General features: G+C 61.0%; 21 protein-coding genes. 11 read left to right on the top strand and 10 right to left on the bottom strand.

Annotation, left to right across the window (positions count from 1 at the left end; all coding sequences use genetic code 11):
• Nucleotides 1-345: 345 nt before the first annotated feature.
• Together G5533_RS19900 and G5533_RS19895 are read right to left on the bottom strand one after the other, a co-directional pair.
• Nucleotides 346-2922 (bottom strand): bifunctional acetate--CoA ligase family protein/GNAT family N-acetyltransferase, encoded by a 2577-nt coding sequence (locus tag G5533_RS19900; protein ID WP_421255869.1) that lies wholly within the window; start codon nucleotides 2920-2922, stop codon nucleotides 346-348.
• Nucleotides 2923-2995: 73 nt separating this feature from the next.
• Nucleotides 2996-3187: a hypothetical protein gene (locus G5533_RS19895; protein WP_019446537.1), complete on the bottom strand. Its 192-nt coding sequence runs from the start codon at nucleotides 3185-3187 to the stop codon at nucleotides 2996-2998.
• A 191-nt stretch (nucleotides 3188-3378) separates the two neighbouring features.
• Between G5533_RS19895 and G5533_RS19890 the strand changes: the two genes are divergently transcribed.
• On the top strand, nucleotides 3379-4245 hold the full coding sequence (locus G5533_RS19890) for a hypothetical protein (protein ID WP_198505594.1): 867 nt from the start codon (nucleotides 3379-3381) through the stop codon (nucleotides 4243-4245).
• Here G5533_RS19890 and ilvY read toward each other — a convergent pair.
• Nucleotides 4234-5127, bottom strand: coding sequence for an HTH-type transcriptional activator IlvY (gene ilvY / locus G5533_RS19885; protein WP_005339488.1), 894 nt, complete (start codon nucleotides 5125-5127; stop codon nucleotides 4234-4236). The genes G5533_RS19890 and ilvY overlap by 12 nt on opposite strands.
• A gap of 221 nt (nucleotides 5128-5348) precedes the next feature.
• Between ilvY and ilvC the strand changes: the two genes are divergently transcribed.
• Nucleotides 5349-6830 carry a ketol-acid reductoisomerase gene (ilvC, locus tag G5533_RS19880; protein WP_216959951.1) on the top strand — a complete coding sequence of 494 codons (1482 nt, stop codon included), beginning with the start codon at nucleotides 5349-5351 and terminating at the stop codon, nucleotides 6828-6830.
• 156 nt (nucleotides 6831-6986) lie between these two features.
• Here ilvC and pgi read toward each other — a convergent pair whose 3' ends face one another.
• The 5 genes from pgi to coaBC all read right to left on the bottom strand — a co-directional run bounded on the left by pgi (nucleotide 6987) and on the right by coaBC (nucleotide 12384).
• Nucleotides 6987-8636 carry a glucose-6-phosphate isomerase gene (pgi, locus tag G5533_RS19875; protein ID WP_139477812.1) on the bottom strand — a complete coding sequence of 550 codons (1650 nt, stop codon included), beginning with the start codon at nucleotides 8634-8636 and terminating at the stop codon, nucleotides 6987-6989.
• Nucleotides 8637-8974: 338 nt separating this feature from the next.
• Entirely contained in the window at nucleotides 8975-9811 is an 837-nt protein-coding gene (locus G5533_RS19870; protein ID WP_041210774.1) for a mechanosensitive ion channel domain-containing protein, read from the bottom strand.
• A gap of 165 nt (nucleotides 9812-9976) precedes the next feature.
• A complete protein-coding gene (gene slmA / locus G5533_RS19865; protein WP_005339495.1) occupies nucleotides 9977-10573 on the bottom strand; it encodes a nucleoid occlusion factor SlmA in 597 nt (198 codons plus the stop codon).
• A gap of 68 nt (nucleotides 10574-10641) precedes the next feature.
• Nucleotides 10642-11100: a dUTP diphosphatase gene (gene dut / locus G5533_RS19860; protein WP_005339498.1), complete on the bottom strand. Its 459-nt coding sequence runs from the start codon at nucleotides 11098-11100 to the stop codon at nucleotides 10642-10644.
• An 81-nt stretch (nucleotides 11101-11181) separates the two neighbouring features.
• Nucleotides 11182-12384, bottom strand: coding sequence for a bifunctional phosphopantothenoylcysteine decarboxylase/phosphopantothenate--cysteine ligase CoaBC (coaBC, locus tag G5533_RS19855; RefSeq protein WP_421255868.1), 1203 nt, complete (start codon nucleotides 12382-12384; stop codon nucleotides 11182-11184).
• A gap of 147 nt (nucleotides 12385-12531) precedes the next feature.
• Between coaBC and radC the strand changes: the two genes are divergently transcribed.
• The 6 genes from radC to G5533_RS19825 all read left to right on the top strand — a co-directional run bounded on the left by radC (nucleotide 12532) and on the right by G5533_RS19825 (nucleotide 16194).
• On the top strand, nucleotides 12532-13206 hold the full coding sequence (gene radC / locus G5533_RS19850; protein ID WP_441255239.1) for a RadC family protein: 675 nt from the start codon (nucleotides 12532-12534) through the stop codon (nucleotides 13204-13206).
• Nucleotides 13207-13342: 136 nt separating this feature from the next.
• Nucleotides 13343-13579 carry a 50S ribosomal protein L28 gene (rpmB, locus tag G5533_RS19845; protein ID WP_005307492.1) on the top strand — a complete coding sequence of 79 codons (237 nt, stop codon included), beginning with the start codon at nucleotides 13343-13345 and terminating at the stop codon, nucleotides 13577-13579.
• 11 nt (nucleotides 13580-13590) lie between these two features.
• Entirely contained in the window at nucleotides 13591-13758 is a 168-nt protein-coding gene (gene rpmG, locus G5533_RS19840) for a 50S ribosomal protein L33 (protein ID WP_005307500.1), read from the top strand.
• Between the two features lie 93 nt (nucleotides 13759-13851).
• A complete protein-coding gene (locus G5533_RS19835; RefSeq protein ID WP_216952392.1) occupies nucleotides 13852-14307 on the top strand; it encodes a hypothetical protein in 456 nt (151 codons plus the stop codon).
• A 24-nt stretch (nucleotides 14308-14331) separates the two neighbouring features.
• Nucleotides 14332-15144, top strand: coding sequence for a bifunctional DNA-formamidopyrimidine glycosylase/DNA-(apurinic or apyrimidinic site) lyase (gene mutM / locus G5533_RS19830; RefSeq protein WP_005357390.1), 813 nt, complete (start codon nucleotides 14332-14334; stop codon nucleotides 15142-15144).
• Nucleotides 15145-15258: 114 nt separating this feature from the next.
• On the top strand, nucleotides 15259-16194 hold the full coding sequence (locus tag G5533_RS19825) for a VirK/YbjX family protein (RefSeq protein WP_441255238.1): 936 nt from the start codon (nucleotides 15259-15261) through the stop codon (nucleotides 16192-16194).
• Between the two features lie 106 nt (nucleotides 16195-16300).
• On the opposite strand, the gene coaD is transcribed toward G5533_RS19825, so the two are convergent.
• Complete coding sequence (coaD, locus tag G5533_RS19820; protein ID WP_040069411.1) at nucleotides 16301-16783, bottom strand: pantetheine-phosphate adenylyltransferase; 483 nt, start codon at nucleotides 16781-16783, stop codon at nucleotides 16301-16303.
• A gap of 134 nt (nucleotides 16784-16917) precedes the next feature.
• On the opposite strand from coaD, the gene G5533_RS19815 reads away from it, so the two are divergent.
• Nucleotides 16918-17955 carry a glycosyltransferase family 9 protein gene (locus G5533_RS19815; protein WP_441255237.1) on the top strand — a complete coding sequence of 346 codons (1038 nt, stop codon included), beginning with the start codon at nucleotides 16918-16920 and terminating at the stop codon, nucleotides 17953-17955.
• Nucleotides 17956-18006: 51 nt separating this feature from the next.
• Here G5533_RS19815 and G5533_RS19810 read toward each other — a convergent pair whose 3' ends face one another.
• Nucleotides 18007-18780 carry a glycosyltransferase family 2 protein gene (locus G5533_RS19810; protein ID WP_441255236.1) on the bottom strand — a complete coding sequence of 258 codons (774 nt, stop codon included), beginning with the start codon at nucleotides 18778-18780 and terminating at the stop codon, nucleotides 18007-18009.
• Nucleotides 18781-19056: 276 nt separating this feature from the next.
• Here G5533_RS19810 and waaF point away from each other — a divergent pair, with 276 nt between their 5' ends.
• Together waaF and waaA are read left to right on the top strand one after the other, a co-directional pair.
• A complete protein-coding gene (waaF, locus tag G5533_RS19805; protein WP_005339516.1) occupies nucleotides 19057-20091 on the top strand; it encodes a lipopolysaccharide heptosyltransferase II in 1035 nt (344 codons plus the stop codon).
• A gap of 1 nt (nucleotide 20092) precedes the next feature.
• A complete protein-coding gene (waaA, locus tag G5533_RS19800; RefSeq protein WP_421310171.1) occupies nucleotides 20093-21358 on the top strand; it encodes a lipid IV(A) 3-deoxy-D-manno-octulosonic acid transferase in 1266 nt (421 codons plus the stop codon).
• Nucleotides 21359-21441 lie beyond the last annotated feature (83 nt).

Here is a 21441-nt window from a genome sequence, read left to right as displayed (position 1 = left end):
CGGTAGTTCAGTCGGTTAGAATACCGGCCTGTCACGCCGGGGGTCGCGGGTTCGAGTCCCGTCCGCTCCGCCACTAAATAGAAGGCCTTCCCGATTGGGAAGGCCTTTTTGCTATGGGCGATTTGCCGATTGGCCACAGCGTTGCACGCCAGAATAGATACCAAAGCCCGGTTATCAGACCGGGCTTTGGCATTTTCAGCATCCAGAAGCCACTGAACAGTGGTTCTTGCCTGAGGGAGGGCCGCTGACAGGCCCGCTATTCCCTCCTTTTGGTGTGTAATCACAGTGATTTTTCGGATGATTCGCAACCATTTGTGCTGGATTACTCGCTTCCACGCATCGCCATCACCGGACTCCAGCCCCACAGGTAAGAGCCATATTGACCACTCCCTCTTCCATCTGGACATCAATGGTAAAGCCGAGTCGCTTGGCGAGGGTCACCATACCGCGATTGCTGGGCATGGTCATGCCGGAGAGCTGGCCAATGCCCTGTTCGTCGGCGTAGCGGATGATCTTCTCCATCATCAGCTTGCCGAGCCCCAGCCCTTTCAGGTCGGAACGAACCAGAATGGCAAATTCGGCATCGCTGAGATCCGGCGTCGAGATGGCGCGCACCACCCCGAGAATCTGATCTTTGCGCTCCCCATCCTGCCCTACGGCGACAAAGGCCATTTCGCGGTCGTAATCGATCTGGGTCATGCGGGCCAACTCTTCGTGACCCAGCTCACCCACGTCGGCGAAGAAGCGTTTGTACCTGTCCTCATCGGAAACCTGCAGCACGAACTGTTTGTGAGCCGGTTCATCTTCCGGGCGAATGGGGCGCAGCAGAACATGACTCTGATCCTTGAGCCAGGCCCCTTCCTCCAGCTCGGTCGGGTAGGGGCGGATAGCCAGGCGACTGGCGGGTGGAAGTGCTGGGTCGGCCAGCGTCACGCTGGCATCCAGCACTACCATCTCGGCACCGCACGCTTGCAGCGGATGAAGATCCAGCTCCTGAATTTGCGGGAAGGCGAGCAGCAGTTCGGATAGCTGGCAGAGCACCTGACCGAGGGCATCGATATCCAGCCGATCCGGAGTGGCATGTTCACGGATCTTGCGACTTTTGAGCGCACCGATGATCTGGTAACGGGCCAGTGCCTGATTGAGCGGCGGTAGTGCTGCAACCATCTCCTGTGGCTCCGCGCCCGATTCACCGAGCAGGATGACTGGGCCAAAGATGGCGTCTTGCTGGATACGAACCCGCAGCTCCAGACCGCCACTGCGCCGTGCCATGCGCTGTACCAGCAGCCCTTCGATACGGGCGCCGGGATCGTGCTGTTTCACCCTGTCCAGAATGGCATCGGCAGCCTGTGCTACTTCGGCCGAGGTGCGCAGATTGAGCACCACACCGTGCACGGCAGATTTGTGCAGGATATCGGGTGAACGGAGTTTGACTGCCACCGGGTAGCCGATCTGCTCGGCAGTCAGGGTTGCCTCGATGGCGTCGGTGACGATCCAGGTGGGCAATGTTGCGAGCCCGGCTGCCTGCAAGATGGGGTGGGCGAGATGGGTATCCAGTCTCAGCTGTTTGCGCTCCTGCGCCTGGCGGATCAGCTGCTGGCAGAGCTCGATATTGAGCTGGTTGCCGTGCAGGGAAGCGGGGGTCTCCATCAGCTGCTTCTGGTTACGGCGGTACTCCACCATATGCATGAAGGCGGCCATGGCGCTTTCCGGGGTACGGTAGGTCGGGATGCCCGCTTCGGTAAAGAGTTTGCGCCCCTCCTGCGCCGAGTACTCGCCTGCCCAGTTGGTGAGGATATTGAAACGGCGAGCTTTGGGGTGCTGTTTCAGGTGGGCTATAAGGTGGCTGGCCAGCGGTGCGCTGGGGGCCGTGAGCGAGGGAGCATGAATGATCAGGATGGCATCGATCCCCTCTTCCCCGAGCAGGTTGTCCAATGCCTCCTGATAGGTGGCGATGGTGGCATCGCTGCCGATATCGAGCGGTGGGCGTGCCAGTTTACCGCCCCGCTCCAGCAGCACATCCACCGCCATATTGGCCAGCCCGCGGCCATTGGAGATGATGGCGAGCCGCTCCCCCTTGAGGGTCATGGAGTGGCTGAGGGTTTCCACTGCGGCAAACAGCTCGTGGGTATCCCGCACCCGCAACATGCCGGCGCGGCGGATGGCGGCGTCATAGACATTGTCGAGGCCGTGAGCCGGATCGTGGCGTCCGCTTTTCAGCACCAGGATCGGCTTGTTGCGTGAGGCCGCTCGCGCCGCCGAGAGAAAATGGCGGGCATCGTGCAGCTTGTCCATGTAGAGCAGGATGGCGCGGGTGACGCTGTCGCGGGAGAGTTGATCCAGCAGCTGGCCAAAGTCGATGTCGCAGTGATCGCCAAGGGAGATGAAGGCAGAGAATCCCAGCTCATGCTGCTTGGCCCAGTCGAGAATGGTGGTGCTGACCGCGGCAGATTGTGAGAGAAAGGCGACCTGCCCGGGCTTGGCGGCAATCGGTGAAAAGCTGGCATTGAGCCCCTGACCGGGCAGCAGCATCCCCATGCTGTTGGGGCCGAGCAGGCGGATGCCGTATTGCTTGCAGAGCCGTTTCAACTCCTGCCGCTCATCTTGTGAAAAATCGGCGGCGAGGATGATGGCTGCGCCTGTTCCCTTCTGGCCGAGCGCCTCCAGCAGGGGGATGACCCGCTCCCGGCGAGTGCAGATGATAGCGAGATCCGGAGCCAGTGGCAGGCTGGCGATATCGGGATAGGCCAGCACGCCGGCCACCGCCTTGCTGCGCGGGGTGACTGGCAGGATGGGCCCTTTGAAGTGGCCCGCCAGCAGGTGGCGGACGATGACATGGCCCGCTTTGTGCGGATCGGTCGAGGCGCCGATGATGGCGATTGATTGGGGTTTGAACAGCCGATCCAGACCGCTTGCGTTCATGGGCACTCCCGTCGAAAGGGGGAAGATACCAGTCTAATACCTCTTTGTTGCAGGTTCTGTGACCGGCTCCCGATCACCGTTTGTTGAGGGCGTTGGCGCGCAGGTAAAAGCGCAGTTCCCCCTGTACCCGGCGAATGGCACCCAGGTGGCGTTCCTGCAGATAGATCTCCTGCTCCCTGTCCAGCAAGGTGCTGGGCAGACCCATGCTCTGCAAATACTCCTCAAACAGGGTTGAACCCTTGATCTCGACCAGATGCTGTTTCATGGCGCTCCTCCCTGATGTGGTTCGATGATGGCGAATATTCAGTCTGTGATCCCTTGCCCGGTTTGCCTATTGTCACTTCTGACATGAGACGGGACAGGAGAAGGTTCACACATCTGGCAGCGAACGCCGCATCAGGCCCTTGGCTGGCGTTATAGTATGACCAGAAGCATGGCGTTTGGATGGTGCGGGGAATGAAGCGAGTCGGATTGTGGTGCATGGTGTTGTGGCTGTGGGCGGCGGATGCGTCGGCTGCCGCGCAGTCGATCCGCGCCTGGAATCTGCTGCTGGAGCATCCCAACCCGGCAGTGGTGCAGTTATTGCGGCTCTCCCTTGATCTGACGGTGCCTGAATATGGCCCCTACCAGCTGGTCTCCAGCCCGCCGATGGAACAGGGGCGGACGGTGAAAGAGCTGCACAGCGGCGAGCTGGTTCAGGTAGGAGTGTTTGCCCCCGATGAGGAGCGGGAAAGGGATCTGCTGGCGGTACACATTCCATTGGCCAAAGGGCTGCTCGGCTGGCGGGTTTGTCTGATCCGGCAGGGGGATGAGGGGCGCTTTGCCGCTATTCACTCGTTGGCCGACTGGCGCCGCTCCGGGCTCATCATCGGCCAGCACAGATCCTGGCCTGACACCCAGTTGCTGAGGGCCAATGGCCTTAACGTGATGGCTGGCAACCTCTACGAAGCGCTGTTCAACATGTTGCGCAAGCAGCGTTTCGACTGCTTTTTGCGCTCCGTCATCGAGGTCGAGGATGAGCTGAAACAGCACCCGGATCTGGCCATCGAGCCCCATCTGGTGTTTCGCTATCCGCTGGCGCTGCTCTTCTTTGTTTCGCCCAAATATCCGGAGCTGGCGCAGCGCATCGAGCTTGGCCTGCAGCGGGCGCGGCAAACCGGGGATTTTGACCGGATCTTCGAGGAGGGGTTTGGCAGCACCATCCGCCGTTTGCAGCTCGACCAGCGGCAGCGCCTCGAGCTGAACAACCCTGATCTGCCGTTGTCGAGTCGCAAGATGATGGCCGACCCGACGCTCATCTACCAGCCCGTCTCAGCGCAGTGAGTTCTGGTTCTGTGCCGTATCCCAGAAGGCGCGGATCAGCGGCTCTTCCAGTCGCTTCTTGAGCACCCCGATCCCCACATCAAATGGCTTGAAGGCGGGCTTGAGGTCGATGATCCGCACCTTGTCGCCGAGCGGGCTATGGTCGATCACCGCCGCCGGCACCAGCCCCACGCCACAACCGAGCGCCACCATGGCGACGATCCCCTCGTTGCCCGCCACTTCGGCATAGATGTTGGGCGCTATCCCCTTGTTGCGAAACCACTGATCGCTGCGTTTGCGGGCCAAGCCCTGCTCGGAGAGGATGACTGGCAGCTGCTCCCAATCAGGTTCTCCCTGACGGAACCACTGGTTCAGTTGCGGGGCGTTGCGCGGCGCGATAAAGACCAGCGGCACCAGCTGCAGGCTGGCGAACTCCAGCTTGGCGGGCAGGGCATCGGGGCGGGCGGCGATGGCGAGATCGGCCTCGTCGGCCAGAATCTTGTCCACCGCCAGCGCCGGGTCGCCGGTCTCCAGCTTGATCTCCAGCTGGGGGTAGCGGCGGCGAAAGCGCTCCAGTACCTCGGGCAGCAGAAAGTAACTGGCGGTGACCGAGCAGAAGACCCGCAGCCGCCCCTGCAGCGGTTCATCGCTGCGTTTGAGCTCCTGCTTGAGCTGACGCCACTCCTGCAACAGGCCGCCGCCAAACTCCCGCAGTTTCTCGCCGGCAGGGGTGAGCCGCACCGAGCGGTTGTCCCGCTCGAACAGGATGCAGCCGGTCTCCTGTTCCAGTCGCTGGATGGCGCGACTCAGGGTGGAGGGGCTGACCGCCATGGCATCGGCGCTCTTGCCGAAATGAAGGGAGTCGGCGAGGTGGAGAAACAGCTCGAGATTGCGAAGGTCCATCTTTCAGCTCCTGGCGCGGCATGTGTGCCCGATATCCAGCGGTTGGCGGCTTGTTTCTGCCATCTCGCGGTACATTCAGCAGGCAATTATGAAGGGTGAGCGTTTCAGTTATTGCAACGTACTGTTTCGAATATATCAGTTCAGGCAATAAGTGTCCCGCGCTATAGTGGTTCAGACAACGCCGCCATCCGGCATGGAATCAATCGAACGGAGCAATCACCATGGCTAACTATTTCAACACCTTGAACCTGCGTCAGCAGTTGGCCCAGCTGGGCAAGTGTCGTTTCATGCAGCGCGAAGAGTTCGCGGACGGCTGCAACGTGCTGAAGGGCAAGAAGGTGGTGATTGTGGGCTGTGGTGCCCAGGGTCTGAACCAGGGTCTGAACATGCGCGACTCCGGGCTGGATATCTCCTACGCCCTGCGCAAGGCTGCCATCACCGAGAAGCGCGCCTCCTGGCAGAAGGCTACCGACAACGGCTTCGCGGTCGGCACCTATGAAGAGCTGATCCCGACCGCCGATCTGGTGCTGAACCTGACTCCGGACAAACAGCACTCCGACGTCGTGAAGACCGTGATGCCGCTGATGAAACAGGGCGCCGCGCTGGGCTACTCCCACGGCTTCAACGTGGTGGAAGAGGGTCAGCAGATCCGCTCCGACATCACAGTCGTGATGGTGGCGCCCAAGTGCCCGGGTACCGAAGTGCGTGAAGAGTACAAGCGCGGTTTCGGTGTGCCGACCCTGATCGCCGTTCACCCGGAAAATGACCCGAAAGGTGAAGGCATGGCCATCGCCAAGGCGTGGGCCTCTGCCACCGGCGGCGACCGTGCCGGGGTGCTGGAATCCTCCTTCGTGGCGGAAGTGAAATCCGACCTGATGGGCGAGCAGACCATCCTCTGCGGCATGCTGCAGGCCGGTTCCCTGCTCTGCTACGACAAGCTGGTTGCCGAGGGCACAGACCCGGCCTACGCTGGCAAGCTGATCCAGTTCGGTTGGGAGACCATCACCGAAGCCCTGAAGCAGGGTGGCATCAGCCTGATGATGGACCGCCTCTCCAACCCGGCCAAGCTGCGCGCCTTCGAGCTTTCCGAGCAGCTCAAGACCTTGATGCGCCCGCTGTTCGAGAAGCATATGGACGACATCATTGCTGGTGAGTTCTCCCGCGGCATGATGGCCGACTGGGCCGAGGATGACGTCAAACTGTTCACCTGGCGCGAAGAGACGGGCAAATCCGCCTTCGAAAACGCGCCGGCGTTCGCAGGCAAGATTGCCGAGCAGGAGTACTTCGACAATGGCGTGGTGATGGTGGCCATGGTCAAGGCGGGTGTCGAGCTGGCGTTCGAGACCATGGTGGCTTCCGGTATCTACGAGGAGTCCGCCTACTACGAATCCCTGCACGAGTTGCCGCTCATCGCCAACACCGTTGCTCGCAAGCGTCTGTACGAGATGAACGTGGTCATCTCCGATACCGCCGAGTACGGTAACTACCTGTTCGCCAACGCCGCCGTGCCCTTGCTGCGCGAGCACTTCATGCCGACCCTGAAAGCAGGCGATCTGGGTGCCAGCAAGGCGGAAGGGCAGAATGTCGATAACCTGGCGCTGCTGGCGGCCAACGAAGCGACCCGCAACCACCCGATCGAAAAAATCGGCCAGGTACTGCGTGGCTACATGAAGGACATGAAACGTATCGCCGTTGGCGGTTAAGCCGGCATCGGGCTGAATGATGAAGGGGCGGGGATGACGATCCCCGTCGCCGGTCGGACTGGACACCCGACCGGCCAGCCAGAAAAATCAGCCTGACAGTCATAAAAAAGCCCCGCTCATCGAGCGGGGCTTTTGCATTCAGAAAGGCTGGATAAATCAGGCTTTCCACGCTTTCCAGGTGTTGATCAGACCGTTGGTGGAGCAGTCGTGGCTGGTGACAGCCTCGTTGTTGCCCAGCTCCGGCAGGATCTTGTTGGCCAGCTGTTTGCCCAGCTCCACGCCCCACTGGTCGAAGCTGAAGATGTTCCAGATTGCGCCCTGTACGAAGATCTTGTGCTCGTACATGGCGATCAGGGCACCCAGGGTTTTCGGGGTCAGGCTCTTGAACAGGATGGAGTTGGTCGGGCGGTTGCCTTCGAACACCTTGAACGGCACCAGATCCTTGACCTGCTCCAGGGTTTTGCCAGCAGCCAGGAACTCGGCTTCGACCTCTTCCTTGCTCTTGCCGAAGGCCAGTGCCTCGGTCTGGGCGAAGAAGTTGGCCAGCAGTTTCGGGTGGTGGTCACCGATCGGGTTGTGGCTGATGGCCGGTGCCAGGAAGTCACAGGGGATCAGCTTGGTGCCCTGATGGATCAGCTGGTAGAAGGCGTGCTGGCCGTTGGTGCCCGGCTCACCCCAGATGATGGGGCCGGTCTGGTAGTCAACCGGCTTGCCGTTGCGATCCACGTACTTGCCGTTGGACTCCATGTTGCCCTGCTGGAAGTAGGCTGGGAAGCGGTGCATGTACTGGTCGTACGGCAGAATGGCTTCGGACTCGGCACCGTAGAAGTTGTTGTACCACAGGCCAATCAGCGCCAGCAGCACCGGCACGTTCTGCTCATAGGAGGCAGTGGCGAAGTGCATGTCCATCTCGAAGGCGCCTTGCAGCAGGGCTTCGAAGTTCTCGAAACCGACGGACAGGGCGATGGGCATGCCGATGGCAGACCAGGAGGAGTAGCGGCCGCCAACCCAGTCCCAGAACTCGAACATGTTGTTGGTATCGATACCGAACTCGGCCACGGCCTTGCCGTTGGTGGAGAGCGCAGCGAAGTGCTTGGCAACGTGGGCCTTGTCACCGGCGATGTTGATGAACCAGTCGCGGGCGGTCAGGGCGTTGGTCATGGTCTCCTGGGTGGTGAAGGTCTTGGAGGCCACTAGGAACAGGGTGGTTTCCGGATCGATCTTCTTCAGGGTCTCGGCGATATGGGTGCCATCGACGTTGGAGACGAAGTGCATCTGCAGGTGGTTTTTGTAAGGGCGCAGTGCCTCGGTGATCATCACCGGGCCCAGATCAGAGCCACCGATACCGATGTTGACCACGTGCTGGATCGCTTTGCCGGTGTAGCCTTTCCACTCGCCGGAGATGATCTTCTCGCAGAAGCCCTTCATCTTGGCCAGCACGGCGTTTACTTCCGGCATCACGTCCTTGCCGTCGCACTCGATGGGGCGGTCGGAGCGGTTGCGCAGAGCAACATGCAGTACGGAGCGCCCTTCGGTCATGTTGATCTTTTCGCCATTGAACATGGCATCGATCGCGCTGCGAAGATCGGTCTCTTTGGCCAGATCAACCAGCAACTTGAGGGTTTCTTCGGTGATCAGGTTCTTCGAGTAATCAACCAGGATATCGCCGCCGAAGGTAAGGGAAAACTTGTCAAAGCGCTTCGGGTCCTGCGCGAACAGATCCTTGAGTCGGGTCTCTTTGTTTGCTGCAAAGTGGGCTTCCAGTGCCTGCCAGGCCTGGGTTTGGGTTGGATTGATGTTTTTCATAGGATTCCTGAAATGCCAAGTTGTGTTTGAACCTTGCAGGCAAGGTCCCGCCAAACCTTATTATCCGAGCATTATAGCGAGCCGGCCGGGCGGCCCGTGTAACAGAGTTTTACCGATTGTCTTTTACCGCAATGGGGCAACCGTCGGGAGTATACAACCAGAACATCGGGATTATGAGTCACGAAAGCAAGGGGGATCTTGCGCTCGCTCATGATTGGGGCTGGCCCGCGGCTCTGAAATTGTTTTCATTCCGCCGGCCTGATTATGCAGCGGATGGCGCGCCAGAAATGACAATGCCAGCCCGAAGGCTGGCATTGTGGGTTGCTGCTTTACCGCGATTACGCCTGCGGTTTTTGCATGTGCATCACCATCTGCGGGAAGGGAATTTCGATCCCTTCGGCATCAAAGGTCAGTTTCACCTTCTCGTGGAAGTCGAACCAGACACCCCAGTAGTCGCCGGTCTTGACCCACGGGCGCACCACGATATTGACCGAGGAGTCGGCCAGCGCGGCGACGGCGATGGTGGCAGCCGGATCTTTCAGGATGCGTGGCTCTTCGTTCACCAGACGCTCGAGGATCTGCTTGGCCTTGCGCAGGTCGGAGCCGTAGCCGATACCAAAAGTCATATCGACGCGGCGGGTATCCATGCGCGAGTAGTTGACGATGGTGCCGTTGAGGATGGCGGAGTTCGGTACTACCACCATCTTGTTGTCACCGGAGGTGAGGGTGGTGGTGAACAGCTGAACGGATTGCACCACGCCAGACGTGCCTGCCACTTCGATAAACTCGCCCGCCTTGATGGGGCGGAAGATGATCAGCAGGAAGCCGGCGGCGAAGTTGGAGAGCGAGCCTTGCAGCGCCAGACCGATGGCCAGACCGGCGGCACCGATGATGGCGACGAAGGAGGCGGTCTGGACGCCGACTCGGCCCAGTGCGGCGATCACCACGAACACCAGAATGGCGTACTTGAGGATGCTGCCGACGAAGTGGGTGACTGTGGTGTCGAGCTTGCGTGCCTGCATCACTTTTACCACGCCACCGCTGAGCAGATTGGCTGCGATATAGCCGACCAGCAGGGTGAGCAGGGCGGCCGCGATGTTGACGGCATACTCGATCAGCAGGCCCTGGTTATTGACCAGCCAGGTCTGCGCTTCGGTAATGATTTCGGGTTCCATAGAATGTCCTTTCGGGTGCTAAAGGTTTATGGCGCATGAATCTAACATCGCAGCGCGACAGTCCGGGTCGCATCTGGTGCTTATTTTACTGCCATAAAAAGCTGCCACAAAAAAGAAGGGAGGCCAAGGCCTCCCTTCTTCATGCTCGGTGAAAAGCGCTGCCGCTCAGCTCTGCAGCAGCTGGCTGCGGATAAACTGCCACTGATCCTCGAAGCCGGCGGTGGGCTTGAGCTTGAACTCGGAACGGACAAACTGGCTGATCCGGCCCTCGGTATAGGCCAGTAGCAGATTGGCCAGCATGGTTTCGTCGAGCTGGAAGCCCTGCCCCTCGCGCAGCCGTTTCTCGCGCAGTACCTGCTTGATCTGGGTCTCCAGCTTGTCAAACAGGATGCTGATGCGATCCCGCAGCCGGTCGTGCTCGCCCAGCAGGGCATCGCCGTTGAGGATGCGGGTGATGCCGGGATTGCGCTCGGCGAACACCAGCAGCAGCTGCAGGATGTGGTGGCAGCGCGCCATGGTGTCTTTCTCTTCCGCCATGATCAGATTGACCCGTGACAGCAGGGAATCCTCGATAAAGTCGATCAGCCCTTCGAACATCCGCGCCTTGCTTGGAAAGTGTCGATAGAGGGCTGCTTCAGAGACGCCGACCTCGGCTGCCAGACGGGCCGTGGTGATGCGCTGGCCGGGACTGGTTTCCAGCATATGGGCGAGCGCCTGCAGGATCTGATCGCGCCGACTCTGTTTCTGATTACTGCTTGCCATGGATTCCCCTAAAAAAACAATGGCTTGATTCTGTTATTAGGCACCGCCCATCAGGCTGGTGTGGTCGGTTATTGGCGACCAGAAGAACCAAAACCGCCTTCACCCCGTTCGCTCTGGTTGAACTCATCGACCAGTTGGAAGCTGGCCTGAACTACCGGCATGATCACCAGCTGGGCGATGCGCTCGCCGGGTTGCATGGTGAACTCATCCTTGCCGCGGTTCCAGACCGAGACCATCAGCTGACCCTGATAGTCGGAATCGATGAGACCGACCAGGTTGCCCAGCACGATGCCGTGCTTATGGCCGAGACCGGAGCGGGGCAGAATGGTGGCACACAGACCCGGATCCTGGATGTGGATAGCCAGACCGGTCGGTACCAGAGTGGTATCGCCCGGAGCCAGAGTCAGCGGTGCATCCAGCAGAGCGCGCAGGTCCATGCCGGCAGAGCCGGGAGTAGCGTAGGCGGGCAGCGGGTACTCGGTACCAATACGGGCATCCAGAATCTTCAGTTCAATTTGTGTTGTCATGAATCGCTTTTTCAGTTGGATCTTGTGTTGGCGCCCCTCTTGGCAAGGCGGGGCGCCGTGAGTCTTGTTCTTTCGGGACGCTCAGTGCCGGTAGTGGCGCGCAATCAGGGCAACCAGATGACGGGCCAGCGTCAGCTTGTCGGCCAGCGGCAGAGGCGCCTGGCCCCCTTGCCAGAACACGGTCAGGGCGTTGTCATCGGCGTTGAAGCCTTGCCCCTCGCGGGATACATCGTTGGCGGCGATCATGTCCAACCGCTTTCGCTGCAATTTATCGAGGGCGTATTGTTCCACATCCACGGTTTCGGCGGCAAATCCGACAGTGAAGGGTTTGTCTGAAAGGGCACCGACGGCCGCGATGATGTCGGGGTTTTTCACCAGCTTCACCACCATCTGGTCGTTGTCGCCGGTTTTCTTGATCTTCTGGCTGGCCACCTGCTCGGGACGGTAGTCGGCCACCGCGGCGCAGCCGATGAAGAGGTCGCACTCGCCGACCCGGCTCATCACCGCCTGATGCATCTGCTCGGCGCTCTCCACATCGACACGGGTCACGCCAGCAGGTGTAGCTAGCGTCACCGGGCCGCTCACCAGCGTCACTTCGGCGCCTGCTTCACGGGCAGCGCGAGCGATGGCGTAGCCCATCTTGCCGGAGCTGTGGTTGCTGATGTAGCGCACCGGATCCAGCGCCTCGCGGGTTGGCCCTGCGGTGAGCAGCAGTTTGACGCCTGCCAGCAAGGGCTCGGCGGCCAGCTGCTGACAGCAGCGATCCACCAGTTCGAGGGGATCCAGCATCCGGCCCGGGCCCACATCGCCACAGGCCTGGCTGCCGGCATCCGGCCCCCACAGCAGAATGCCGCGGCTGGCCAGGGTCTTGAGGTTGGCCTGGGTGGCGGCGTTGAGATACATCTGCTGGTTCATTGCTGGTGCCAGCGCGATGGGCGCCGGAGTGGCCAGACAGAGGGTGGTCAGCAGTTCGTCGGCCATGCCTGCAGCCATCCGCGCCATCAGGTTGGCGCTGGCGGGGGCGATCAGTACCAGATCGGCCCACTTGGCCAGCTCGATATGGCCCATGCCCGCTTCGGCGGAGGGGTCCAGCAGGCTGTCCGCCACCGGATGGCCGGAGACCGCCTGCAGGGTCAGCGGGGTGATGAACTCCTTGGCGGAGCGGGTCATTACCACCCGTACTTCGGCGCCCTGATCTTTCAGGCGGCGTACCAGCTCGGCACTCTTGTAGGCGGCGATCCCGCCACTGACACCCAACAGGATGCGTTTATCGGCCAATCTCATCTGCTGTTTCTCTATCCGGCTCATTCTGACTGGTCGGCTAAGATACCACAGGCAATGGATGACGACAGGGGTTGGCATCAAGGGGTGTGGTCGGGCGCGCGCAATTTTTTGCTATGTTTTTTCTCAACAGGGATGAGGGAGAGACAAATGAGCATCAAAGAGTGGCCGGAAGATGAACGCCCCAGAGAGAAGTTGCTGCGTCAGGGGCCCGCGGCGCTCTCCGATGCCGAGCTGCTCGCCATCTTTCTGCGCACCGGCATCAATGGCCTGAGTGCAGTGGATCTTTCACGCAACCTATTGAATCAATTCGGCTCTTTGCGCAGCTTGCTGGGGGCGGATCAACAGGCATTCTGCGAGGCGCACGGCCTTGGCCCGGCCAAATATGCCCAGTTGCAGGCGGTGCTGGAGATGGCCAGACGCCATCTGGCCGAGCAACTGCAACGGGGCGATGCCCTCACCTCGCCCCAGCTGACCCGGGACTATCTGCAGGCCCAGCTGCGGGATCGGCCGCGCGAGGTGTTTGCCCTGCTGCTGCTCGACAATCAGCACAGAGTCATTCAATTTGTTGAGCTTTTTTACGGCACAATCGATTCGGCGAGCGTCTGGCCAAGAGAAATCGTGCAGATCGCGCTCAAACATAATGCAGCCGCGGTGATTCTGGCGCATAATCACCCGTCCGGCGTCGCCGAGCCCAGTAGGGCCGACCGCCAGATCACGGATCGGATCACGGCCGCTTTGGCCCTGATCGATATCAGAGTGCTGGATCACTTGGTGATCGGTGATGGCATCACGGTTTCTTTTGCCGAGCGCGGTTGGCTATAACTGTGCTCTGGCACCGTATTAGTTGATCTTTGATCACGGATGCTGTATAAAATGCCGCCTTCTGTTTGCCCCGCAATCGAAGGCCAGCGGGGCAGATATTTGCTCGAGCAATGAAGTAAGATTTGGAGAGACTGACATGTCTAGAGTATGCCAAGTAACCGGCAAGCGCCCGGCAGTTGGTAACAACCGTTCGCACGCTAACAACGCTACCAAGCGTCGTTTCCTGCCGAACCTGCACACTCACCGTTTCTGGGTTGAGAGTGAAAAACGCTTCGTAAGCCTGCGCGTATCCGCAAAAGGCATGCGTATCATCGACAAGCGTGGCGTTGAAGTGGTTCTGGCTGAACTGCGCGCCAGCGGTGTTAAGGTATAAGGAATTAGATCATGGCTAAAGGTATTCGCGAGAAAATTCGCCTGAACTCCAGCGCCGGTACTGGTCACTTCTATACCACTACCAAAAACAAGCGCACCATGCCCGAAAAAATGGAGATCAAAAAGTTTGATCCCGTTGTTCGTCAGCATGTGATCTACAAGGAAGGCAAAATCAAGTAATTACTTGATGCTGCATTCCCAAAAACCCGGCCTTGTGCCGGGTTTTTTTATGCGCCGAATTCAGTACACTGCCGGTTCAAAGGGAGGCTTGCCATGTTCAAATTGAGCCGCAAAGGCTGGAATAACGTGATCATTGTGGTGGTGCTGATCGTGATCACCCTGTTGCATCGTATGGAGTTGGCCCAGCAGGAGAATAGCGCCAAGCGGGCTCGCCCCTTGCTGCCTGATGCGGCTGTGGTGCTCACCTGGCAGGGGCCGAGCTGGCAGATTGAGCGGATCGGTCAGGGCTGGCGCAGCGGGCCGGATCTGGGGCTCGACAGCGCGCAGCTGGATGCCCGTCTGGCACGTTGGCAGGGCTGGTTGTTACCCCCCGGTGAAGCGGTACGCGGTGCGCCGGTGACCATCAAGGTGTGGATTGCCGGCCAGAACGATCCGGTCGAGATCGGCCTCTATCAGAATAGCGGTCAGTATGGTGCCCAGCTGCCGTCCGGTCTCTGGCTCGCCCTCACAGCCGAGCAGTATCGCGATCTGCTGCGCCCTGCCCCCTGAGTTCCTTTTCCTTGTGAGGTACCCATGCCTGAATTGCCAGAAGTTGAAGTCAGCCGTCAGGGGATCTCCCCCTGGCTCACCGGTATCAAGGTGACGCGCGTGGTGGTGCGGGATGGCCGCCTGCGCTGGCCGATCCCCGGTGAGATTCAGGAGCTGGTGGACCTCACCATCCATCGGGTGCGCCGCCGTGCCAAATACCTGCTGCTGGAGACCGATTTCGGCACCGCCATCCTCCATCTGGGGATGTCCGGCAGCCTGCGGGTACTGGATATCGGCACCCCGGCCGAGAAGCACGACCACGTGGATATCGAGCTGGAGAATGGCAAGCTGCTGCGGCTCAACGATCCGCGCCGCTTCGGCGCCCTGCTCTGGACCAGGGAACCGGCCGAAGCCCACGCGCTGCTCGCCAAGCTGGGGCCCGAGCCGCTCACCGATGCCTTCAGTGCTGATTACCTGCAGGGGCGTGCCAAGGGGCGCAGCACTGCCATCAAGCAGTTCCTGATGGACAATCAGGTGGTGGTCGGGGTAGGCAACATCTACGCCAACGAGGCGCTCTATGCCGCCGGTATTCACCCCAAACGGGCGGCGGGCAATATCAGCGCCGAGCGGCTGGGAACCCTGGTGGCCGAGATCAAGCGGGTGTTGGCCGAAGCCATCCGGCAGGGCGGCACCACCCTCAAGGATTTCACCAGTGCCGATGGCAAGCCAGGCTATTTCGTGCAGCAGTTGCAGGTCTACGGCCGTGGCGGTCAGCCCTGTTTCCACTGTCACACCCTGCTGACCGAGACAAGAATGGGGCAGCGTACCACGGTTTTTTGCAGTCATTGCCAGCGCTGAGCATACTTTTTTCCCCGATCCGGGGGAAGTTGTAACAGCATATTTCCAGGCTGTTGAATATTTGCGCAGTCATTACTAGTATCAGCGGCCGTTCAGGCGGTTTGAGAACTAGAAATGACTTTAAAATCAATAGACTGGGAGTATCTATCCCGGCAGGAGCGCTATTGCGCAAAATCCATGGCCCGCTTCCTCTATCCCGAGGGGTGCGAGCGCCAAACCTTCAATCGCGGCAAGTTTGTGCTGCGCAGCCTGCTCTATCGCAAGTCGTTGAGCCGGGTCTTCAGCCTGTTTCAGTGCGACTCGCTCAAGGCACTGCCAGCTGTTTATCCCGAGCTGCTCGACAAGCCGATGCGTCCCTATCGCTTCGCCTGTGCCAGCGCCCGTCAACGGGCCGAGATGCTGGAAAATCACTATCGGTTGCTGCTGGAGTGCTACCCCCAGCTGATTGATCCCCTCTATCTGGGCGAGGGGATCGAGTTGGGGCACTATCCCCAGAGTGGCTGCCGCCTTCTGCTGCGCCATGATGGCACCTTCCGCCGCGAGGCCGAGCTGGCGCTCTCCATCGTCAACGGCGAGGGGCAGCGCCTCTACAGCTGCGCCTTTTCGCTGGCGGGTAGCGTCGATCATTTGATTCTGATGATCGGCTCCATGCAGGGGCCGGAGCCTGCGGTCGAGAATGCCCAGGATCGGGTGCGCGAGCTGACCAAAGAGGGACACGGCCTGCGGCCCAAATCCCTGCTGGTGCAGCTGGTGCTGCAACTGGCGCAGAGCATGGGGGCGGCGGAGGTGCTGGCGGTGCGCAAGCGGGCCCACGTGTTTCAGGCTAGGCGCTACAGCAGCAAGCAAAAAGCCAACCTGCAGGCCGATTATGACGAGCTGTGGCAGGAATTCGGCGCCCGGGATGTGGATGCCAACTTCGTCGCCCTGCAAGCCCAGCCGCGCAAGCCGCTGGAGGAGATCGCCTCCAAGAAGCGGGCCATGTACCGGCGCCGCTACGAGTGGCTCGATCTGCTGGTGCAGGAGATGAATGAGCGGTTTGCCCGTCAGTAACCGGCAAGCATGCTGACCTCTCTATAACGAGAAAGATACAACAAGGGCTACCCGTGGGTAGCCCTTGTTCGTTGTTGCCGTCGGGAATGGCCAGTGTGGAAGGGGATCACCCTTTCTGTTTGGCGGCGATGGCTTGGGCCACCACGGGGTCGACAAACTGGCGGATGTCGCCACCGTGCAGCGCCACCTCTTTCACCAGGGTGGAGGAGATAAAGGAGTTCTCCTCGGCCGGGGTGAGGAAGACGCTTTCCAGCTCAGGCATCAGGCGGCGGTTCATATTGGCCAGCTGAAACTCGTACTCGAAGTCGGAGACGGCGCGCAGGCCGCGGATCAGCACGTTGGCCTGATGCTCTTTGGCGAAATCGACCAGCAGACCGGAGAAGCCCACCACCTTGACGTTGGGAAGCGTGCTGGTCACTTGCTGGACAAGCTGGACACGTTCTGCCAGATCGAACAGAGGTCGCTTGCTCGGGCTGTTGGCGACACCGACCACCACCTCGTCAAACAGCTTGGCGGCGCGGCCGATGAGATCGGCGTGGCCATTGGTAACGGGATCAAACGTCCCGGGATAGATCACCCTGGTAGTCATCTTTGCGGTCCTGCAACCTGGAAATTTGGTCGCATTATAAGGTCGTCGCTTGAGAATAGCAGTGCATCAGGCAAGAATACGCCATCGCGCATCAAGCCTCCCTGCATTGGTGACAGGGAGCAAAGGGATTTTTTATGAAACGTATTCTGGTCGTTCGCAATGACAAGATTGGTGACTTCATGCTGGCGTGGCCGAGTTTCGCCATGCTCAAAGGTTCCATGGAGTGTCATGTGACTGCCCTGGTTCCGGCCTACACGGCGCCGCTGGCCCGGCTCTGCCCCTGGATTGACGAGGTGATCATCGATCCGGGCGTGCGGGCCGACAAGGAGCAACAGCGAGCGCTGCTGGCGCGGATCAAGGCGGCGGCGTTCGACGCGTCCATCTGCCTCTTCTCCAACTCCCGCAACGCCATGCTGGTGTGGAAGGCACATATCCCTTACCGGCTGGCGCCGGCGACCAAGCTGGCGCAGGTGCTCTACAACCAGCGACTGGTGCAGCGCCGCTCCCGCTCCCAGAAGCCGGAGTCCGAGTACAATCTGGAGCTGATCCGCCGCTTCCTGGCCGATCAGCAGGTGGCCGTGGTGGAGCCCCAGACCCCCTTCCTGCAGTTCGATGACGAGACCCTGCTACAGGTGCGCGAGCAGTTGGCACTCAAGCTCAAGCTTGATGCCAGCCGCCCCTGGCTGATGGTACACGCCGGCAGCGGTGGCTCGGCTAACAACCTCTCCATCGAGCAGTACGCCCGCATCATCATCAAGCTCAATCAGGCCTGCCCCGAGCTGCAGTGCGTGCTGACCGCAGGCCCGGGCGAGGAGAAGATGGCCGAACAGCTGGCGGCCGAGCTGCTGGCCCACGGCGGCAACGGCTGGATCTACCGCTCCAGCGACGGTTTGCCGATGTTCTGTCAGGTGTTGGCCAACGCAGCCCTGTTTATCGCCGGCAGTACCGGCCCGCTCCATATCGCCGGTGCGCTCGATGTGCCGACCATCGGTTTCTTCCCGATGCGCCGCTCCGCCACCCCGCTGCGCTGGAAGCCCCTCAACAGCGAAGGGCGTCACCTCGCCTTCAGCCCTCCGGAGGACAGCGATCACCCGGAGGATATGAGCCAGCTCGATCCCAAGGCCATGGTGCCGGAGATGGCCCGCTGGGCGGCGCCTTTCTGGCGCAAATAACGTATGCAGCAATGCAAACAGGGCCCCGCGGGGCCCTGTTTAGTATGACGGTTATTCCGGCTGCTGCTGCTGGCGCACCCAGAGGTCGGCGTATTTGACGAAGGTGGAGTGGGCGGAGAGGATCGCCAGCAGCAACCCCTGCTTGCCATCGAGGAAGCCCGCCTTGAGCAGGTACATCTTGATGAAGCAGCCGACGGCGTGCATCAGCCCCTGACTGAGGGAGCCCTTCTTGCCGCGAGCGGTGCGCTGGTCGGCCCAGGCGCGGGCATAACCGGCCGATTTGACCAGATAGTGCTCCAGATCCCGATAGGTGAAGTGGAGCAGGTCGCCATGAATATTGACGATCTTCATGTTGGCCCGTACTTCCACCTTTTCGTGCACCAGCGCCTCGTTGTAGCTGGTGAGCGCCTTGGGATAGAGGCGCAGCACCCGATCCGGATACCAGCCGCTGTGGCGGATAAAGCGGCCAAACACCCAGGAGAGGCGCGGCAGCGAGTAGATGGTGTCGCTGGCCGGATTGGCCATCACGTTAGCGATGGCGGTTTTCAGCTCGGGGGTGAGCCGCTCGTCGGCATCCAGCCACAGCACCCAGTCGGACTGCACATGGGACTGGGCCAGTCTGCGCTGTTTGCCAAAGCCGGGCCACTTGGCATTGACGAAGAAACGGGCACCAAATTCGGCGGCGATGGCCGGGGTTTCGTCCTGACTGCCAGAGTCCAGAATGACGATCTCGTCCACCAGTCCGTCGAGGGAGGCGAGGCACTTGCGCAGGTTGTCGGCTTCATTCTTGACGATAAGAACGGCAGCCAGAGTCGGTTTTTTCACGAATGTGGGCTCACGGTTATTGCCCGGCTGGCGGGTCGAATGCGTATTGATGGGCCATTCTAACGGAAAAACGGGTCAAAGAGAGAGCCGCCATTGCCCGTTTCTATCAGCTGTTTGCCTGTCTCGTCTCGTCCGGTTGGAAGCGGGGCACTGCTGGAAAAATGGGGTGACGGCAGCGTTTGCCAAGGATCTTCTGTTATTTATCCGACCATTCTTGGGGCATAATCTCGCCCAGTGATGATTAACCGCCGGGCCAGACCCGAGAGAAGACGCGTGATGAAAATATTGGTGATCGGCCCCTCCTGGGTCGGCGATATGGTGATGTCCCAGAGCCTCTACAAGGCGATCAAGGCCAACCATCCGGAGTGTGAACTGCACGTGATGGCCCCCGCCTGGTGCTGCGCCCTGCTGGAGCGGATGCCGGAGGTGGACAAGGCGATCACCATGCCCCTCGGCCACGGTGACTTCAAGCTGGTGGCGCGCCGCCGCCTCGGCAAGCAGCTGGCGGCGGAGAAGTACGATCAGGCCATCGTCCAGCCCAACTCCATGAAGTCGGCGCTGATCCCCTGGTTTGCCCGCATTCCGGTCCGTACCGGCTGGAAGGGCGAGAGCCGCTACGGTCTGCTCAATGACCTGCGCAGCAACAAGTCCGCCTTCCCGCTGATGGTGGAGGGCTATCTGGCGCTCGCTTATCCCAAGGCGCAGATGAAGAGCCGGGCCGATATCCCGACCATTCCGCACCCGGCTCTCCACGTCGATTTGATCAACCAGAGCAAGGCGCTGGAGCGGCTGGGACTGGATCGCGCTCGCCCGGTGCTGGTGCTCTGCCCCGGTGCCGAGTTTGGCCCGGCCAAGCGCTGGCCGGAGGGGCACTATGCCGTGGTGGCCCAGCAGCATCTGGACGAAGGGTGGCAGGTGTGGATCTTCGGCTCCAACAAGGATGTCCCGGTAGCCAATACCATCCGGGATCGGGTCAACCTGCTAACTCGCCCCAACTGCCACGTGCTGGCGGGCAAGACCAGCCTGCACGAGGCGATCGATCTGATGGCGCTGGCCAGCCGGGTCATCTCCAACGACTCCGGCCTGATGCACATCGCTGCCGCCCTCAACCGGCCGCTGGTGGGCGTCTATGGCTCCACCTCGCCGCTCTACACCCCGCCGCTGGCGGATCGGGTCGAGATCGTTCACACCGACATCGAGTGCCGCCCCTGCTTCAAGCGCACCTGCAAGTTCGGCCATCTCAAGTGCCTGATCGATCTGGCGCCGGAGCAGGTGGTCGATGCCTGCAAGAAGCTGGAGCAGAGTCAGTAAGATGCCCTACCGTCTGCTCTACAACCTGCTGATCCATCTGGGATTGCCGCTGGCGCTGCTGGCCCTCTACAAGCCGAAGAAAGGCAAGCCAGGCTTTGGCAAGCGCTGGGCCGAGCATCTCGGGCGGCTGCCCGCCACCGGACAGGAGGCGCCGCTCTGGATCCATGCGGTGAGCGTGGGGGAGACGCTGGCCATCACGCCGCTCATTCGCGCCCTCAAGGCGGAGCGGCCCGATCTGCCGATCCTGCTCACCACCACCACCCGCACCGGCGCCGATCAGGCTGCCAGGCTGGGGGATCTGGTGATCCATCGCTACGCGCCGCTCGACTACCCCTGGGCCATTGCCGCCTTTCTCGACACCTTCAAGCCGCGCGCGCTCTGGGTGATGGAGACCGAGCTCTGGCCGAACTGGCTGGCCGCCTGTGAGGCGCGCCACCTGCCGGTGACCATCATCAACGCCCGTCTTTCCGAGCGTTCCTGCCAGCGTTATGCCCGCTTCCACGGCGCCTTCGATGCCCTGAGCCGGCCGCTGACCCATCTGCTCTGTCAGCATCAGGATGACGCCGACCGCTTCGCCCACCTCGGCATCGATCGTTCGCGGCTGGCGGTGACCGGCTCCATCAAGTTCGATATCCAGTTTGGTGACGAGGTGCAGGCTAAGGGGCGCGCCCTGCGCCAGCAGCTGGGCGCCGAGCGGCCGGTCTGGATCGCCGCCAGCACCCATCAGGGTGAGGACGAGCAGGTGCTGGCCGCCTTCGATCTGCTGCTCAAACGCCAGCCCGACGCGCTGCTCATTCTGGTGCCGCGCCACCCCGAGCGGTTCGACCGGGTGGCCGAGCTGTGTGCCCCTTACGGCTGCGTGCGGCGCACCAGTCATGCCGCGGTTGGAGCACAGGATAAGGTCTATCTCGGCGATACCATGGGCGAGCTGCCGCTGATGCTGGCGGCGGCCGATGTGGCCTTCGTTGGTGGCAGTCTGGTGAAGATTGGCGGTCACAACCTGCTGGAGCCGGCAGCCCTCGGCAAGCCCTGCCTGACCGGCCCCGCCTACTTCAACTTCAGCGACATCACCCGCCAGCTGGTGGCTCAGGGTGGCGCCGCCATCGTGGCCGATGCCGCCGAGCTGGGCGAGCAGGTGAGCCAGTTGTTTGCCGACGGCAACGCCCGCCGCGAGATGGGCGAGCAGGCCCGCGCCGTGGTGCTGCGCAATCAGGGGGCGCTGGCGCGCACCCTCTCTCATTGTCTCACCGCGCTGGAGAACGACTGAACCCATGATGGGCACTGCTCTGGCTCTCGATTTTCAACTGCAAAAGCGTCAAAGCAGCTGATCCCCGTTTCACACGTCATCAA

It is taken from the genome of Aeromonas sp. A600620, assembly GCF_029479985.1.
GTDB classification, from domain to species: Bacteria; Pseudomonadota; Gammaproteobacteria; order Enterobacterales; family Aeromonadaceae; genus Aeromonas; species Aeromonas veronii_A.
This window is presented reverse-complemented; position numbering and strand designations above follow the sequence as displayed.

Bases quoted from the DNA above. Each gene is read 5' to 3' on its own strand.
- G5533_RS19900 (WP_421255869.1), bottom strand. From the start codon at position 2,922: ATGAACGCAAGCGGTCTGGATCGGCTGTTCAAACCCCAATCAATCGCC.
- G5533_RS19895 (WP_019446537.1), bottom strand. From the start codon at position 3,187: ATGAAACAGCATCTGGTCGAGATCAAGGGTTCAACCCTGTTTGAGGAG.
- G5533_RS19890 (WP_198505594.1), top strand. From the start codon at position 3,379: ATGAAGCGAGTCGGATTGTGGTGCATGGTGTTGTGGCTGTGGGCGGCG.
- ilvY (WP_005339488.1), bottom strand. From the start codon at position 5,127: ATGGACCTTCGCAATCTCGAGCTGTTTCTCCACCTCGCCGACTCCCTT.
- ilvC (WP_216959951.1), top strand. From the start codon at position 5,349: ATGGCTAACTATTTCAACACCTTGAACCTGCGTCAGCAGTTGGCCCAG.
- pgi (WP_139477812.1), bottom strand. From the start codon at position 8,636: ATGAAAAACATCAATCCAACCCAAACCCAGGCCTGGCAGGCACTGGAA.
- G5533_RS19870 (WP_041210774.1), bottom strand. From the start codon at position 9,811: ATGGAACCCGAAATCATTACCGAAGCGCAGACCTGGCTGGTCAATAAC.
- slmA (WP_005339495.1), bottom strand. From the start codon at position 10,573: ATGGCAAGCAGTAATCAGAAACAGAGTCGGCGCGATCAGATCCTGCAG.
- dut (WP_005339498.1), bottom strand. From the start codon at position 11,100: ATGACAACACAAATTGAACTGAAGATTCTGGATGCCCGTATTGGTACC.
- coaBC (WP_421255868.1), bottom strand. From the start codon at position 12,384: ATGAGATTGGCCGATAAACGCATCCTGTTGGGTGTCAGTGGCGGGATC.
- radC (WP_441255239.1), top strand. From the start codon at position 12,532: ATGAGCATCAAAGAGTGGCCGGAAGATGAACGCCCCAGAGAGAAGTTG.
- rpmB (WP_005307492.1), top strand. From the start codon at position 13,343: ATGTCTAGAGTATGCCAAGTAACCGGCAAGCGCCCGGCAGTTGGTAAC.
- rpmG (WP_005307500.1), top strand. From the start codon at position 13,591: ATGGCTAAAGGTATTCGCGAGAAAATTCGCCTGAACTCCAGCGCCGGT.
- G5533_RS19835 (WP_216952392.1), top strand. From the start codon at position 13,852: ATGTTCAAATTGAGCCGCAAAGGCTGGAATAACGTGATCATTGTGGTG.
- mutM (WP_005357390.1), top strand. From the start codon at position 14,332: ATGCCTGAATTGCCAGAAGTTGAAGTCAGCCGTCAGGGGATCTCCCCC.
- G5533_RS19825 (WP_441255238.1), top strand. From the start codon at position 15,259: ATGACTTTAAAATCAATAGACTGGGAGTATCTATCCCGGCAGGAGCGC.
- coaD (WP_040069411.1), bottom strand. From the start codon at position 16,783: ATGACTACCAGGGTGATCTATCCCGGGACGTTTGATCCCGTTACCAAT.
- G5533_RS19815 (WP_441255237.1), top strand. From the start codon at position 16,918: ATGAAACGTATTCTGGTCGTTCGCAATGACAAGATTGGTGACTTCATG.
- waaF (WP_005339516.1), top strand. From the start codon at position 19,057: ATGAAAATATTGGTGATCGGCCCCTCCTGGGTCGGCGATATGGTGATG.
- waaA (WP_421310171.1), top strand. From the start codon at position 20,093: ATGCCCTACCGTCTGCTCTACAACCTGCTGATCCATCTGGGATTGCCG.